Source organism: Dactylosporangium vinaceum (genome assembly GCF_019904175.1).
GTDB lineage: Bacteria > Actinomycetota > Actinomycetes > Mycobacteriales > Micromonosporaceae > Dactylosporangium > Dactylosporangium vinaceum.
Map to the genome: position 1 here is coordinate 6,805,822 of NZ_CP061913.1, position 15,118 is coordinate 6,820,939.

The 15,118-nt window shown below is 74.2% G+C and carries 16 protein-coding genes; 7 read left to right on the forward strand and 9 right to left on the reverse strand.

Features of this window, described 5'->3' with window-relative positions:
• Positions 1-47: 47 nt before the first annotated feature.
• The gene (locus Dvina_RS30630; RefSeq protein ID WP_223092792.1) at positions 48-710 is read left to right on the forward strand and encodes a response regulator transcription factor; all 663 of its coding nucleotides are present in this window, start codon (positions 48-50) and stop codon (positions 708-710) included.
• A complete protein-coding gene (locus Dvina_RS30635) occupies positions 707-1,861 on the forward strand; it encodes a sensor histidine kinase (protein ID WP_223092793.1) in 1,155 nt (384 codons plus the stop codon). Before Dvina_RS30630 ends, Dvina_RS30635 begins: the two co-directional genes overlap by 4 nt.
• Here the strand turns inward: Dvina_RS30635 and Dvina_RS30640 are convergent.
• The 5 genes from Dvina_RS30640 to Dvina_RS30660 form a co-directional block, all read right to left on the reverse strand.
• Positions 1,794-2,639: a metal ABC transporter permease gene (locus Dvina_RS30640; RefSeq protein ID WP_246655420.1), complete on the reverse strand. Its 846-nt coding sequence runs from the start codon at positions 2,637-2,639 to the stop codon at positions 1,794-1,796. The genes Dvina_RS30635 and Dvina_RS30640 overlap by 68 nt on opposite strands.
• Positions 2,640-2,658: 19 nt before the next feature.
• Positions 2,659-3,543, reverse strand: a complete 885-nt coding sequence (locus Dvina_RS30645) for a metal ABC transporter permease (RefSeq protein ID WP_246655421.1) — start codon at positions 3,541-3,543, stop codon at positions 2,659-2,661.
• Between the two features lie 7 nt (positions 3,544-3,550).
• Complete coding sequence (locus tag Dvina_RS30650; protein ID WP_246655422.1) at positions 3,551-4,309, reverse strand: metal ABC transporter ATP-binding protein; 759 nt, start codon at positions 4,307-4,309, stop codon at positions 3,551-3,553.
• On the reverse strand, positions 4,302-5,246 hold the full coding sequence (locus Dvina_RS30655) for a metal ABC transporter substrate-binding protein (protein ID WP_246655423.1): 945 nt from the start codon (positions 5,244-5,246) through the stop codon (positions 4,302-4,304). The genes Dvina_RS30650 and Dvina_RS30655 overlap by 8 nt, the downstream gene beginning before the upstream one ends.
• Before the next feature lie 139 nt (positions 5,247-5,385).
• Complete coding sequence (locus Dvina_RS30660) at positions 5,386-5,892, reverse strand: GNAT family N-acetyltransferase (RefSeq protein ID WP_223092795.1); 507 nt, start codon at positions 5,890-5,892, stop codon at positions 5,386-5,388.
• Between the two features lie 97 nt (positions 5,893-5,989).
• Between Dvina_RS30660 and Dvina_RS30665 the strand changes: the two genes are divergently transcribed.
• The gene (locus Dvina_RS30665; RefSeq protein WP_246655424.1) at positions 5,990-7,201 is read left to right on the forward strand and encodes a lyase family protein; all 1,212 of its coding nucleotides are present in this window, start codon (positions 5,990-5,992) and stop codon (positions 7,199-7,201) included.
• Entirely contained in the window at positions 7,198-8,346 is a 1,149-nt protein-coding gene (pcaDC, locus tag Dvina_RS30670) for a bifunctional 3-oxoadipate enol-lactonase/4-carboxymuconolactone decarboxylase PcaDC (RefSeq protein WP_223092797.1), read from the forward strand. The genes Dvina_RS30665 and pcaDC overlap by 4 nt, the downstream gene beginning before the upstream one ends.
• 6 nt (positions 8,347-8,352) lie before the next feature.
• Here the strand turns inward: pcaDC and Dvina_RS30675 are convergent, their stop codons facing one another.
• A complete protein-coding gene (locus Dvina_RS30675; RefSeq protein ID WP_223092798.1) occupies positions 8,353-9,417 on the reverse strand; it encodes an ROK family transcriptional regulator in 1,065 nt (354 codons plus the stop codon).
• Positions 9,418-9,505: 88 nt separating this feature from the next.
• Here Dvina_RS30675 and Dvina_RS30680 point away from each other — a divergent pair, with 88 nt between their 5' ends.
• The gene (locus Dvina_RS30680; protein WP_246655425.1) at positions 9,506-10,780 is read left to right on the forward strand and encodes a DUF1479 domain-containing protein; all 1,275 of its coding nucleotides are present in this window, start codon (positions 9,506-9,508) and stop codon (positions 10,778-10,780) included.
• Here Dvina_RS30680 and Dvina_RS30685 read toward each other — a convergent pair.
• Entirely contained in the window at positions 10,777-11,265 is a 489-nt protein-coding gene (locus tag Dvina_RS30685; protein WP_223092799.1) for a pyridoxamine 5'-phosphate oxidase family protein, read from the reverse strand. The genes Dvina_RS30680 and Dvina_RS30685 overlap by 4 nt on opposite strands.
• 263 nt (positions 11,266-11,528) lie before the next feature.
• Between Dvina_RS30685 and Dvina_RS30690 the strand changes: the two genes are divergently transcribed.
• Complete coding sequence (locus Dvina_RS30690; protein WP_223092800.1) at positions 11,529-11,780, forward strand: hypothetical protein; 252 nt, start codon at positions 11,529-11,531, stop codon at positions 11,778-11,780.
• 32 nt (positions 11,781-11,812) lie between these two features.
• On the opposite strand, the gene Dvina_RS30695 is transcribed toward Dvina_RS30690, so the two are convergent.
• Positions 11,813-12,457, reverse strand: coding sequence for a chemotaxis protein CheB (locus Dvina_RS30695; protein ID WP_223092801.1), 645 nt, complete (start codon positions 12,455-12,457; stop codon positions 11,813-11,815).
• A gap of 90 nt (positions 12,458-12,547) precedes the next feature.
• Here Dvina_RS30695 and Dvina_RS30700 point away from each other — a divergent pair, with 90 nt between their 5' ends.
• Complete coding sequence (locus Dvina_RS30700) at positions 12,548-13,279, forward strand: Crp/Fnr family transcriptional regulator (RefSeq protein WP_223092802.1); 732 nt, start codon at positions 12,548-12,550, stop codon at positions 13,277-13,279.
• A 79-nt stretch (positions 13,280-13,358) separates the two neighbouring features.
• Here the strand turns inward: Dvina_RS30700 and Dvina_RS30705 are convergent, their stop codons facing one another.
• Positions 13,359-15,065 (reverse strand): S8 family serine peptidase, encoded by a 1,707-nt coding sequence (locus Dvina_RS30705; protein ID WP_223092803.1) that lies wholly within the window; start codon positions 15,063-15,065, stop codon positions 13,359-13,361.
• Positions 15,066-15,118 lie beyond the last annotated feature (53 nt).

The following is a 15,118-nucleotide window of genomic DNA, read 5'->3' on the forward strand; positions in this document are numbered from 1 at the left end:
GACCCGTGGCCGTCGGGCGGCGGCCGGACCGGAGAGGAGCCGAGACCATGCGAGTGCTGGTGGTTGAGGACCATCGGACGCTGAGCGCGCTCATCGCGTCCGGTCTGCGCCGCGAGGCGATGGCCGTGGACACCGCGTTCGACGGCCGGGCCGCGCTGGAGCAGCTCGCCGCCACCCGCTACGACGTGGTGGTCCTGGACCGGGACCTGCCCGGCATCCACGGCGACGAGGTGTGCCGCCGGATGGTCGCGGACGGTTCGGACACCCGCGTCCTCATGCTCACCGCGGCCGCTGCCGTCCGCGACCGGGTCGAGGGCCTGGGCCTCGGCGCCGACGACTACCTGCCCAAGCCGTTCGACTTCGCCGAGCTGGTGGCCCGCATCCGAGCCCTGGCCCGCCGTTGCGCACCGGCCGTCCCGCCGATCCTGGACAACGGCGACCTGACCCTGGACCCGGCCCGCCGGGTCGCGCTGCGCGCCGGGCGCCGGCTCGACCTGAGCCCGAAGGAGTTCGCCGTCCTCCAGCACCTCCTCGCCGCCGACGGCCGGATCGTCTCCGCCGAGGAGCTCCTGGAGCGGGTCTGGGACGAGGCGGCCGACCCGTTCACCAGCACGGTGAAGACCACCATCGGCCGGCTGCGCCTCAAGCTCGGCCAGCCCCCGGCCATCCACACCGTCCGCGAGGGCGGCTACCGGATCGGTGAACCGTGAACCGGCCGGCGCCGCCACCGCGCCCGCGGCTGCGCACGCGGCTCGCCTTCCTGCACGCCGGGCTCGCCTTCGGCTGCGGGGTGCTGCTGCTGGCGTTCGTCGACCTCCCGCTGATCTCGGCGGGGCAGACAGCCCGCGTTCCCGGCGGCGGGGATCTGACCGGCGGACAGCCGGCCGGCCCGGCCGCAGGAGGCCGGGCGACGGGGAACCTCGCAGAGGTACTCCGATACTCCGTCATCGCACTCGTCCTCATCGCCGCGGTCGCGATCGTGCTCGGGTGGGCCATCGCCGGCCGGGCGCTGCGGCCGCTGCAGGTCATCACGGCGGCGGCCCGGTCGATGTCGGCGGACAACCTCAACGGGCGGTTGCGGGTGCCGGCCGCGTACCGCGAGTTCGGTGAGCTCGCCGACACCCTCGAAGGCCTCATCCACCGGCTGCGCGGATCGTTCTCGGCGCAGCGGCAGTTCATCGCCAACGCCTCGCACGAGCTGCGCACACCGCTGACCGTGCAACGCACCCTGCTCCAGCTCACCCTCGCCGACCCCGACGCCGGCACCGGGGCACTCCGGGCGGCCTGCCGGGACGTGCTCGACCTCGGCCAGCAGCAGGAGCGGCTGATCAACGCCCTGCTGACCCTGGCCGGCGGCTACCAGCCGATCGAGCGCTGGGAGCGCTTCGACCTCGCCGAGCTCGTCCGCACGGCCGTCCTGGAGCATCGGGCCGAGGCCGAGCGCCGCGAGGTCGAGGTCCGCACTGCGCTCGGCCCGGCCGTCGTGACCGGCGATCCCCGCCTGGCTGTGATCCTGGTGACGAACCTGATCGACAACGCCGTGCGCCACAATCACCCGCGCGGGATCATCGACGTCGCCACCACCGCGCCCGGGCGCCTGACGGTCGCCAACAGCGGCGGCGTAATCCCGCCGGCGGAGATCGGCCGGCTGTTCGAGCCCTTTCAACGCCTGGGCACCGACCGCACCGACCAGACCGAGGGCCACGGCCTGGGCCTTGCCATCGTCGCCGCCGTCGCCGAGGCCCACCACGCCCCGCTGTCGGCTCGCTCGCGGCCGGAAGGAGGGCTGGAGCTCACGATCGACTTCCCGCCGGCGCACCCGGCGACACCTGGATGTGCCGCTGACGACCGCCGCCGGTAGTGCATGCGTGGCGGGGGCGGCGGGTTGTGGTGGCGGTCAGGGAGAGGACGAAGAAGGTTGCGGCTACGAGGCTGATGGCGCCGCCGGCGGCCACGTCGTACCAGCGGGAGATGTACAGGCCGCCCACTGCGCTTGTCACGGCGATCGCTACGGCCAGGGCGGTCAGCGGGGCCAGGCGGTCGGTCCACAGGCGGGCGGCGCCGGCTGGAGCCACCACCAGGGCCAGCGTCAGGATCGTGCCCACCGCGGGGACCGCTGTGGCTACCACCGCCTCGATCAGTACCAGGACCAGCAGGTCCATCGCGCCCGTCCGGTAGCCGGCGGCGCGGGAGCCGGCGGGGTCGAAGGCCGTGAAGAGCAGCTCCTTGTGCAGCAGCATCAGCAGCAGCGCGACGGTGACGGTGACGGCCGCGGCCACCAGGAGGTCCTCGGTGCGCACGGTCAGGATCGAGCCCGTCAGGTAGGCGGTGAGGTCCCTGGTGAAGCCGTTCTGCGCGGACAGGAGCGCGGCGCCCAGGGCGAAGCCGGCCGCCAGGGCCACGGCGGTTGCCGTGCTCGGGTCCTGGCCCCGGCGGCGGGACAGGGCGGTGACGGCCAGCGCGGCCAGGACGCCGGCCGCCGCTCCGCCCAGGTACAGGTTCAGGCCTGTCACGGCGGCCACGACGACGCCCGGGAACGTTGCGTGGGTCATCGCCATGGTGAAGAACGCCTGGCGCCGCAGGACCACGTGGACGCCGATCAGGCCGCAGACGGTACCCACGAGCAAGGCTTCAAGCATTGCGCGGTGAAACGCCACGTCAAGCCACTGCACTCGGTGCCCTCCGGCGGGGTCGAGAACGGGCCGCCCGCGCGAGGGCGGCAGCGGTAAGGGTCAGCAGGTGGACGGATACGAGGGTGAGGACCACGGTGGCGCCGCCGGCCAGGCGCAGGCCGTAGGTGACCGAGGCGTGGTAGCTGATGGTGAGGCCCAGTGCGCCGCCGGCCGCGGCCACCGCCACACCGATCGCGGTGATCGCCGGCAGGCGGGCGGACAGCACGCGGCCGGTTGCCGCCGGGACGACCAGCAGGGCGATGACGAGCATCGTGCCGACCGAGCGGGCGGCGGCGACCACGACCAGTGCCACGGCGAGGTTCAGGACGAGGTCCAGGCGCCAGATCCGGTACCCCATCGCCGACGCGGCGGCCGGGTCGAAGGCGCGCAGCACGAGCTCCTTGTGGAGCAGGGCGAGTGCCACGAGGACGATCGCGGCGACGAGTGCGGTCTGGATGATCTCGGCGCGGTTCACGGTCAGGAGCCGGCCGAACAGTAGCGAGGTCAGGTCGGCGGTGTAGGACGCGCGCCGGGAGACCAGCACGACGCCGACGGCGAACATCGCGGCCAGCAGCACGGCGAGCGCGGTGTCGTCGGTGACGCGGCGGGACCGGGTGAAGAGGGTGAGCAGGAGCGCGGTGACCGCGGCGGCGAGGAGGGCGCCCGGGAAGACGCCGTCGACGCCGGCGGTGACGAAGCCCAGCACGACGCCCGGGAAGACGGTGTGGGTCATCGTGTCGGCGACGAAGCCCAGCCGGCGGGTCAGGACGTGGGCGCTCACCACGCCGGCGAGGACGGCGAGCAGGAGCAGTTCGAGCAGCGCGCGGGCCATGAAGGGCAGGGTGAACGGGGCGATGAACAGGTCGTACACGGTGGCCTCAGTGGTGGGCGGCGACGATGTGGTCGCCGTGCCGGTCGAGGGTCCGGCTGCCGTAGGTCGCGCGCAGCCGGTCCGGGGTCAGGGTGGCGGCGGTGGGGCCGAAGCCGTACATCCGCCGGTTGAGCAGGCAGGCGTGGTCGCTGACGTGCCGGGCCAGGGCCAGGTCGTGGGTGGAGATGAGCACCGCGGTGCCGTGCCGGCGCAGCTGCGCCAGCACCCGCACCAGCGCCTCCTGGCTGACCACGTCGACGCCGCTGAACGGCTCGTCGAGCAGCAGCAGGCGGGGCTGGGCGGCGATGGCCCGGGCCAGCAGGACGCGCTGGCGCTGGCCGCCGGACAGGGTGCCGAACGTGGCCCGGGCGCGGTCCGCGAGGCCGACCTGGCGCAGCGCGTCGGCGGCGATGGCGCGGTCCGCGCGGGCCGGGCGGCGCAGCCAGCCGATCCGGCGGTACCGGCCCATGAGGACGACCTGGGCCACCGAGACCGGGAACTGCGCGTCGAGCGTGTCGGCCTGCGGCACGTAGCCGACGTTGCGGCGGGCCGCGGCCGGCGACCGGCCGAGGACGGTGATGGTGCCGGTGGTCACCGGGACCAGGCCGAGCACCGCCTTGATGAGCGTCGACTTGCCGGCGCCGTTGGGGCCGATGAGCGCGACGATCTCGCCCGCCCCGACGCGGCCGGTGACGCCGGTGAGCACCGGCTGCGCGTCGTAGGCGATCGAGGCGCCGTCGATCGCCAGCACGGCCGGCTCAGACACCGAGGGCCCGCACGATGACGTCGGTGTTGTGCTCCTCCATCTTGAGGTACGTGTCCCCGTCGGAGCCCGCCGGCCCGAGCGTGTCGCCGTAGAGGGCGTCCTCGCCCGCGACGACCTTCACGCCGGCCTGCTCGGCGATGGCCTCGGCGGTCTTCGGCGGCAGCGAGCTCTCGGAGAACACGGCCCTGGTGCCGGTCTGCTTGATCTTCGCCACGATCTGGTCGATGTCCTGCGCGGAGAGCTCGGCCGACGTGTCGAAGCTCGGGATGATGGAGCCGACGAACTCCAGGTTGTACCGGTCGATGTAGTACCCGAACGCGTCGTGGTTCGTCACCAGCTTGCGGTGGCCGGCCGGCAGCTTGTCGATCTTCGCCTGGATGTCGGCGTCGAGCTTGTCGAGCGCGGCCGTGTAGTCCGCGAGGTTGCGGGCGTAGACGGCCGCGTCGGCCGGGTCGGCGGCGGCGAACGCCTGCTCGATGTCCCGCACCATGATTGCGACGTTGCGCGGGTTGTGCCAGATGTGCGGGTCGCCGGCCGCCTCTTCCTCCTCGCCGTTGCCCTGCCGGACCGCCACGCCGGCGCTGGAGTCCACGGTGGTGCCCGTGAACCCGGCCGAGGCGATGGTGTCGTCGAGCCACTTCTCCAGCCCGAGCCCGCTCTTCACGACGACCTTTGCCGCGCCGATCGCCCTGATGTCGGCCGGCGTCGGCTCGTAGTCGTGCGGGTCGATGTTCGGCTTGAGGATCTGGGTGACGGTGACCTTGTCGCCGCCGATGGTGCGGGCGAAGTCGGCCACCTGGGTGGTGGTGGCGACGACGGCGAGGGTACCGGCCGGGCCGGGCCGGGCGGCGGCGCCGTCGCCGGTCGCGGCGCCGCCGCACGCGGTGAGCGACGCCGCGACGACGGCGATGAGGGGGATCGTCATGATCGAGCGCATGCGCCAGACGGTACGCGTTTTCATTTTCAATAACGAGCCGTCGTATCGCTATGGGCGCATGGGTGGCGCCGATGAGCGGTCGCGCACCTCCGGACCGGCCGCAGTGCCGGGAGGCCGGCGTGACGCCGCAGCGCCGGCCTTACCGCAGCGCTTTGCGGAAGACGACCTCGTGCCGGTGGTAGCCCATCCGCTCCTCGTAGAACGGCACCGACGTCGGGTTGCCCAGCCCGGTCTCCAGCGTGACGACGTGCGCACCGTGCTCGGCCGCCCACTGCTCGACCGCCGCCAGCAGCGCGGTCCCCACGCCGCTGCGCCGCGCGGACGCGGCGACGAGCAGCGCGTCGACGTGGACCCGGCGCACGCCCAGGTCCCGCTGCACCTGGAAGCGCGCCGACGGCACCGGCTCCAGCCGCCGCGCCACCACCGAACCGACGAGTGCCCCGTCCCGCTCGGCGACGAGCATCAGCATCGCCGGGTCAGCGGTGCTGCGCGCCCAGATGTCGTCGAGCCACTCGACCAGGCCCTCGGCGTCCGGTTCGCGGGCGGCCGCCGGATCGATGGCGGCGAAGTACCGCCCGCCCTCCAGCCACAGCGCCGCCCGCCCGGGCCCGTCCTGTGCCGTCACCGCGCGTACCGTCACCGTCATCCGATCATTGTCGGCGACCGGTCCCGCCCGCTCCAGGTTCCGGTCGATGGAAGGCAACTGTCGCGGGAAGGGCTGTCGAGCGCCTATGGTTGCCCTGGTGACGGACCTGCTCTGGCCCGGCGACGAGCGCGCGGGCGACATCTTCGCCGACGCGGCGGTGCTGGCGGCGATGATCCGCGTCGAGGCGGCGTGGCTCGGGGCGCTCGCGGACGCCGGGATCGCGCCGCCGCCCGCCGCCGACGAGCTGCACGGGCTCGTCGACGACGCCGACATCGCGGCGATCGCCGCCGGGGCCGAGGCGGGCGGCAATCCGGTCATTGCGCTGCTCGGCCTCGTCCGGCCGCGGCTGGCCGCTCGCAACGCCGCCGCAGCGTCCTGGCTGCACAAGGGGCTGACCAGTCAGGACACCCTGGACACCGCGCTGGTGCTGTGCCTGCGCCCGGCCGTCGGGGCGATCCTCGAGCACATCGCCGACCAGGTCGGGTCGCTGAGCGCGCTCGCCCGGCGGCACCGCTCGACGCCGATGGCGGGGCGGACGCTGACGCAGCACGCCGTGCCGATCACCGCCGGCCTGCGGTTCGCGACCTGGCTCAACCAGATCCTCGACGCCCGCGAGCGCCTCACCGCCGCGAGCGCCGCCCTCCCGGTCCAGCTGGGCGGCGCGGCCGGCAGCCTGGCCGCGGTCGCCGCCCTGGCCGGGACGCCCGACGCGGCCCGGCGGCTGGTGGCGGCCACCGCGGCGGCGCTCGACCTGCCGGCCCGCGATCCGTGGCACACCAGCCGCATCCCGGTCACCAGCATCGGCGACGCCCTTGTCACCTGCACCGACGCCTGGGGGCGGCTCGCCAACGACGTGCTCACCGGGTCGCGGCCGGAGATCGGCGAGCTGGTCGAGGAGCCGGGCGAGGGCCGCGGCGGGTCGTCGGCGATGCCGAACAAGCGCAATCCGGTGCTGGCGGTGCTGGTCCGGCGGGCGGCGCTGGCGGGGCCGCCCCTGGCCGCGACCCTGCACGCCGCCGCCGCGGCGACGCTCGACGAGCGCGCCGACGGGGCGTGGCACGTCGAGTGGGCGACGATCCGGGCGCTCTCCCGCCTGACCGTCACCGCCGCCGCGCAGACGTCCGAGCTCCTGCGGCAACTGCGCGTCGACGTGGACCGGATGGCGGCCACGCTCGCCGCGGCCCGGCCCGGCATCGACGCCGAGCAGCGCTCGGTCAGCCCGGGCGCGCGGGCGGGCACCCCCTACGCCGGCGCCGCCGACCAGATCATCGACGCGGCCCTCGACCGGGCCCGGCCGGTGGGGCCATGACGACGCCGACCCTGACGGGGACCGAGCTGGGCGTTTCGGGACCGCAGCGGCCGCTGCTGGTGCTCGGGCCCTCGCTCGGCACCTCGGCGGCGGCGCTGTGGGCTCGCTGTGCCGGGCAGCTGCGCGGGGAGTACCAGGTCATCGCCTGGGATCTGCCCGGGCACGGCCGCAGTGCGCCCGCGGGCGGGCCGCTGGACATGGCTGACCTGGCCCGCGGCGTGCTCGACCTCGTCGACACGGTCCGCCCGGGTGCGGTGTTCGGCTACGCCGGCGTCTCGGTCGGCGGCGCGGTCGGGCTGCAGCTGCTGCTCGACGCCCCGCAGCGGGTGAGCGCGGCCGCGCTGCTGTGCACCGGGGCGCGGATCGGGGCGGCGGCCGGGTGGCGGGAGCGGGCCGAGCTGGTGCGGGGCGGCGGCACGGCGGCGGTGGTGGACGGGTCGCTGCAGCGGTGGTTCACGCCCGGCTTCCGCGACCGGGAGCCGGGGGTCGTCACCGCGCTCATCGACGCACTGCGGGCGGCCGACGCCGAGAGTTACGCGCGGGTGTGTGCGGCCCTGGAGACCTTCGACGTGCGGCCGCGGCTGGCCGCGATCGCCGCGCCGGTGCTGGCGGTGGCGGGCGGGGAGGACCTCGTGACACCGGCCGCCGGCCTCGCCGAGATCGCCGGCGGGGTGCGGCAGGGGCGGCTGGTGGTGCTCGATGCGGTCGGCCACGTCGCGCCGGCCGAGCGCCCCGCGGCGGTGGCGGTGCTGCTGGACGAGCTGTTCGACCCGCGGCGCGCGGCCGGGGGCGCGGTGCGCCGGGCCGTGCTCGGCAACGCCCACGTCGACCGGGCCGCGGCGGGCACCACGCCGTTCACCCGCGACTTCCAGGATCTGGTGACCGGCCACGCCTGGCACGACATCTGGGGCCGGCCCGGGCTCGACCGCCGCAGCCGGTCGCTGGTGACGCTCACCGCGCTCGTCGCGCTGGGCCACCACGAGGAGCTGGCGATGCACGTGCGGGCGGCGCGGGCGAACGGGCTGAGCGACGACGAGATCGCCGAGGTTCTGCTGCAGACCGCGATCTACTGTGGAGTACCGGCGGCGAACTCGGCTTTTCGCATTGCCCAGCGCGTCCTTCGCGAGCTCGACGGGGAGTCGTAGCGCGGCTCAGCCGATGACGAGGGCGCGCAGGCGGTCGAGGGCCTCGCCGCGGACGCCGGTGAGGGCCGGGTCGGCGGTCACGGTGGCGGCGCGGACGGCGACCGGGCGGGGCGCGCGGCCGGTCACCGCGCGGATGTCGTCGATGAGGGCCGGGCCCCAGGATCCGCCGATGACCACCTCCTGCGGGTCGGCCAGGGCGACCACCGCCGCGATGACGCCGCCGACAGCCGTGGCGACGGCCGGGTGGGCGGCCGGCGTGGCGCGCAGGCGGGGCCCGTCGATCGCGGTGGAGCCCGGCCGGCGCAGGCCGAGCTCGCCGAAGAGCTCGATGAAGTTGACCGCACGCCCGCCGGGGCCCTCGGTGAGCAGGTGGGCGATCTCGCCGGTGAGACCGGAGTGGCCGCGGCGGACCTCGCCGTCGTTGACGATGGCGCAGCCGAGGCCCTCCCCGAGGTACAGGTAGGCGAAGTCGCGCAGGTCCCGGCCTTCGGCGCGGGCGGCCCAGTTGACGTCGTTGTCGACGACGACCTGGCCGGCGCCGTGCAGGACCGCGGCCGGGTCGAGCTCGCCGACCAGGAACGGGGAGTCGGGCAGGTGGACCAGGCGGCCGGTGGTCCGGTCGACCGGGTCGGCGGCGCTGACGACGGCCACCCGGACCGGGGCGGCGGCCGCGTCGATCTCGGCCGCGACCTCCGCGAACGCGGCGGCGACGCGGCCCGGGACCGCCGGGCGGCCGGCCCGGGCCACGGTGTCGCCGTACACGTCGACGGCCTCGGCCACGATGCCCTCGGGCGCGATGACGACCGCGAGCGCCGTGCCGAGTGTGGGGGCCAGGGCGTAGTAGGAGCCGACCCTCCCCCGGCCGCGGCCACCCGGGGTGCGCTCGCCGGTGTCGGCCACGAGGCCACGCTCGGTGAGGCGGCGCACGCTCTCACCCGCGGTCGGCTTCGAGATGCCGACGGTCAGGGCGAGCTCGGCCCGGGTCAGCCGGCGGCGGTGCATCAGGGCGCGCAGCACCTGCTCGTCGGTGACCGAGCGGACCAGGTCCAGCGAGGGCCGCACGTTGTCCACCCGACGATGCTAGTCAGGGGCCTTGCCTTGAACGCCGGGCGGGCGTACCTTCGTTCAAGTAAGGTTACCTTCCTAGAAAGGATCAGCCGTGTCCGTGCCGACGGCGGCGCTGCCGCACTGGGAGCAGACCCCCACCGACCTGCGGGCCGCCACCCGCGAGATCAAGGCCGCGCTGCGCGAGCGGATCGAGGCGTCCGGCCGCACCGTCGAGGAGGTCTTCGCCGTCGTCGAGGCGCGCGTCCAGGCCGCCGTCGACGACATCGCCGCCGCCCGCCGCCGGGGCGAGCCGATCTGGCCGGTCATCGACTACGCCGACATCGCCGCCGGCACCGTCGGCGCCGAGCAGCTGGCCGCTGTCAAGCGCCGCGGCTGCCTCGTGGTGCGCGGGCACTTCGAGCGCGCGCAGGCGCTGCAGTGGGACGCCGACATCGTCGACTACGTCGAGAGCAACCACTTCTTCGAGGACTACCGCGGCCCCGGCGACGACTTCTTCGGCAGCGTCGGCTCCCGGCCGGAGATCTACCCGATCTACTGGTCGCCGGCCCAGATGCAGGCCCGCCAGAGCGAGCGGATGGCCGCCGTCCAGGCATTCCTCAACAGCCAGTGGAAGCACGAGTCCGACGGCGTCACGTGGTTCGATCCGAACCGGGACTCGTTGTACCCCGACCGCATCCGACGCCGCCCGGAGGGCGCGGACTCGGCGGGCCTCGGCACCCACCTCGACCCGGGGACGCTCGACCTCTGGATGACCCGGGCCTACCAGCAGGCGTTCCGGCACCTGTTCGACGGCAGCGTGGAGCGGTACGACCCGTGGGACGCGGCCCACCGCACGGCCGGCCCGCAGTATCCGGGCTCCACCATGTGCTCGGCGTTCCGCACCTTCCAGGGCTGGACCGCCCTGTCCGACATGGACCACGACCAGGGCGTGCTGCACACCGTGCCGATCCCGGAGGCGATGGCGTACCTCATGCTGCGCCCCCTGCTGCCCGACGTCCCCGACGACGACATGTGCGGCGTCACCGTCAACCAGGTGTTCCCGGCCGGCCACAAGTGGCACGCGCCGCTCATGGAGGCCCTGTCCGGCATCCCCGACGTCACGGCCGGCGACTCCGTCTGGTGGCACTGCGACATGATCCACAGCGTGGCGCCGGTCGAGGCGCAGCGCGGCTGGGGCAACGTCATGTACATCCCGGCCGCCCCGTGGTGCCCGCGCAACGAGCAGTACGCGGCCTCGGTCCGCGACGCGTTCACGAAGGGTGAGAGCCCGAGCGACTTCCCGGCCGAGCACTACGAGCGCGACTGGCCCAACCGCTTCCAGGCCGCCGACCTCAACGCCATCGGCCGCCGCGGGCTGGGGCTCTAGGACCGGTGGGCGGCCACGAGGTCGGCCACGGCCTTGGGGATGGTGGTCTCGAAGTCCAGGAGCTTGGCCCAGTCCGGCTCCACGGTGATGACGATCATCTGGGTGTACAGGGCCAGCACTCCCTGGTGCCAGCCCTCGAACTGCTCGGCCGGCACCAGCTTGCGGGACGCCTCGACGTACTCGTCCGGCACGCCGTCGACGAGCTCCAGGCGGGCCGCGCCGCGCACCAGCAGGACCCGCGGCGGCCACTGGGCCTCGGTGTCGACGGTCAGCGCGACCCGGGGGTGCCGGCGCAGCGCGTTGACCTTCGCCGCCTTCGGTACCGTCGCCATGACCAGCCGCTCGCCCGTCCACCAGAACCCCATCGGGATCACCCGCGGGTCGCCGTCGGCGCCCGTGTACGCCAGCCGGGCCGGGATCGACGAGCCCAGCAGCTCCCGGGCGATCGGCCGGGCCAGCACCTCGGCCACCTCGTTGCGGTCCATGTCCGTCTCCTTCGTCCTCGACGCTGTGCAGCGGGGACGGAGCCGGTCGCGGATTCTCGACACGGACCGGCGCGCAGCGCCCCGCCGGCCGTCGCGGCGGTCCGCCCCGGGCCGTGGCCTGCGGATCCGGGCCGGCGACGGCGTTCGCGCACCGCCCCGGGCGTGGTAGCGTGCTGAGCGGTTCGGTCACGAGCTGCACGACTCACCCTGGGGTGGCGGTTGTCGATCCGCCGTTGGCCGAGGCCGACCCGCGAAGGCCCCCGATGCCCGACGCTCACCTGTGCCCCGCCTCCCCCGACCGGGTCCGCAGTGCCCGGATCGCCGCCGAGTCCCAGGAGGCCGCCCGCCGCCTGGCGCGCATCCGCGGCGACGTCGCCCGGACCCGCGAGCGCATCGCCGACGCCCGGCGGCGCGCCGAGGTGCGGATGGTCCGCTCGACCGCCCGGGTGGTGACGAGCCAGGAGATCCTGCGCTCGTCCGCCGCGCGCAGCGGCGCCGAACGGCCCCGTCGCTGACCCTCGGCCCGCGGTGGTTCAGGCCCGGTGGCTCAGGCGGCCAGGTCGGCCCAGGACGGCGGGGCGACGCGGAACAGGTCGGCGGCGCCCGGCGCCATGGTCAGCGCGATCATCGCGGCCGCAATGTGCGACAGCGGCATCACCAGGTCGACGCAGCCCGTCGCGAGGGCGGCCTTGGGCATGCCCGGAGCCTGCGCGGTGGACGGCTGCTGCACGATGGTGCGCCCGCCGTGGCGCTTGATCGCGCGGACGCCGGCGGCACCGTCCTCGAGGCGGCCGGTGAGGACCACACAGAGCGCCCGGTGGCCGCAGTGCGCGGCGGCACTCTCCAGCAGCGGGTCGGCGGTCCGGCCGCTGTCGGCCGCCCGCAGCCGCAGCCGCCCGCCGGGGTCCACGGTCGCGGTGTGCCGGGGCGGTAGCACCCCGACCCCGGGCGTGGCCAGCGGCTCCTCGTCACCGACCGTGCGGACCGCAAGCCGGGTGCGGGCCTGCAGAGCCTCGACGAACCGGCCGTCGAGCTCCGGCGGGCGGTGCTGCGCGACGAGCAGCGGGACCGGGAAGTCGGCCGGGATCGCGGCCAGCACCTGGCGCAGCGCCGCCGGACCGCCGAGCGACGCGGCGATGACTGCCACATCGAACTCGGCCACTGCGGGCCCGCCCGGCGTGCCGGCTGACATACGGCAAGTGTAGGCATTGTGTACGGCACCGTGCATAGGCCAGCACCGCTCGGGTAGCGGATGACCGACTCCCACGCAGGAGAGGCCCGCATGGAGCGACTCCACGACCCCGCCGCCGTCGCCGCCCTCCGCGCCGACAACTTCGTCCTGGCCGCCATGCCCGACGCGGAGTTCTCCCGGATGGCCGCCGGCCTCGAGCCGGTCCGGCTGGAGGTGCACGACCCGATCCACGACTCCGGCGAGCCGATCGAGCACGTCTACTTCCCCGCCACCGCCGTGCTGTCGATGGTCTGCGTCGTCGACGGCGAGACGGCGGTGGAGGTGGCCACCATCGGGCGGGAGGGGATGAGCGGGCTGCCGGTGTTCCTGGGCGTGAGCGCCAGCCCGAACACCGTCTTCGCCCAGGTCGCCGGCCTGGCCGTGCGGATGCGCACCCACGAACTGCACGCCTTGCTGACCCGGGACGGCGCGCTGCACCGGCTGCTGCACCGCTACGTCCAGGCGACGATGGTCCAGCTGGCGCAGAACGTCGCCTGCAACCGCCTGCACACCACCGAGGAGCGCGCGGCGCGCTGGCTGCTCACGACCGCCGACCGGATCGGGAGCCAGCGGTTCGCGCTGACCCAGGACTTCCTGGCCCAGATGCTCGGCGTGCGCCGCGCCACGGTCTCGCACACCGCCGGGGTCCTGCACGACGCCGGGCTCATCAGCTACGCCCGCGGCCTCGTCACGATCGACGACCGGGACCGCCTCACCGGCGCGGCCTGTGACTGCTACCGCATTGTCCGCGCCGAGTTCGACCGGCTGCGCGCCGGACCGTGAGGCGCCGGGCCGACACGCGCAGCGGCCGCCCCGCGACGCGCGATGCGCGCCCCGGGACGGCCGTGGTGCGGTGCGGGTCCTAGTGGTGGTCCCACGGGGTGTGCGCGGTGACCGCGGCGTAGGCGTCGACGATGCCGTGGCCGTAGAAACCGTTGAACTGCTTCGTGCCCTGGCACAGCGCGTCGAACTCGGCCGGGCGGCCGACGTCGACGTACGAGACCAGCGGCGGGTTCGGGCACGCGTGCTCGGCCGCCGTGTGGGTCAGGATGTACTCGACCTTCCACGGGTCCAGGCCGAAGCCGTTGCGGCCCTCCCGGCTGCCGTGCGCGCTGACGATCAGCGCCGCGACGCCGGCGGCGTGCGGGGAGGCCATCGACGTGCCCTGCAGGTAGGTGTAGTACCCGCACTGCCCGGCCGCGTTGCAGGCCTTGAAGACCGAGTCCTCGAAGCCGGGCACGATGTTGCCCGCCTCGTCGACCGACCCCTCCTCCTGCAGCACCTTCTTCGGGTACGTGGAGAGGATCTCGTTGCCCACGGTCCGATAGGTGTCGGTGCCCAGACCGTCACGGAAGTATCCGCCCGGCGCCGAGACGGTCGCCCGCTCAGTGCCGTAGTCCGAGTAGTCGGCCTTGTTCAGCGACGGGCCGAGCGCGGTGACGCTGATGACGAAGGGGCCCTCCGTCGGCAGATCCCAGCACGTGCCGTTGTCGATCGGCCGCTCGTAGGCCGTGTCGGCGGGGTAGTCCGGGCTGGAGGTGTCGGCGCGCGGGTGGCCCTTGTCATCGTGGTTGTTGCCCAGCGCGCTGACGAGCGTCACACCCTTGAGGTGGGCGTAGGTCAGAGCCCGGAACATCGCCTTGATGATGGTGCGCTGCTCCGCCTGCGCGGCCGGGGAGTCGGCCGGGTTGGCGGTGCAGTTGAACAGCCACGGGTCGACGTAGAACGACATGTTGACCACGTCGACGCCGTTGTTGGCCGCGTGCACGAGCGCGTTGACGACGGGCTCCAGGAAGAAGTACCCGGAGTCCTGCCCGCCCTTGAGCTCGACGAGCGACACGTTCGGCGCGACACCGGAGACCCCGACGCCGTTGGCCGCCGCGCCGATCGTGCCGGCGACGTGCGTGCCGTGGCCGCCGTCGTCGGTGCCGACCGGGTCGAGGCAGCTCGCGACCTCACACGGGCCGTCGATGTCGACCATGTCCTTGGCGAAGTTCCTCGACAGCGCCCAGTTGAAGTTCGGGGCGATGTCCGGGTTGGACGCGTCGACGCCGGTGTCCAGGATGCCGACGGTGACGCGCTTGTCACCCGCGTTGACCTTCCGGGCCTTGTCGGACCGGACCGTCGTGAGGCCCCAGAGCTTGTCGTCGAGCGGGTCCATGCCGGCCGTGGCCGGCTTGTTCCCGCCGCCCCGCTTGGCGGACTGGGCCGCCTGCTGAGCCTCGCGCTCGACGGCACCGGGCTGCTCCTTCTTCGGAGCCTTGCCGATGGCCGCCTTGTGCGTCGCGCCGACGAGCTGGCTGGACGTCCCGGCCTTCTCGACGAACCCGTTCTGCGGCGCCTGCACCGTGTACATGCCCACCGCGTCGTTGCTGCCGACGACCTTGCCGCCGGCCTTGGTGATGGCGGCGGTGGCGTCGGCGGCGGAGACGTTGTCCGCGGCGACGACGGTGTACTCCGCCGTGGCCGCGTTGTCGGCGTAAGCCGGAGCCGACACCAGGCCGGCCGCCGTCACCGTCAGCGTCGCGGCGACAACCGCAGCGCCGGTGAGCTTCTTCTTGTATCCCACATAACCTCCCTGGTCGAGGGAATGGGGTAATCAGACAGTGGCACGTAGCGGTG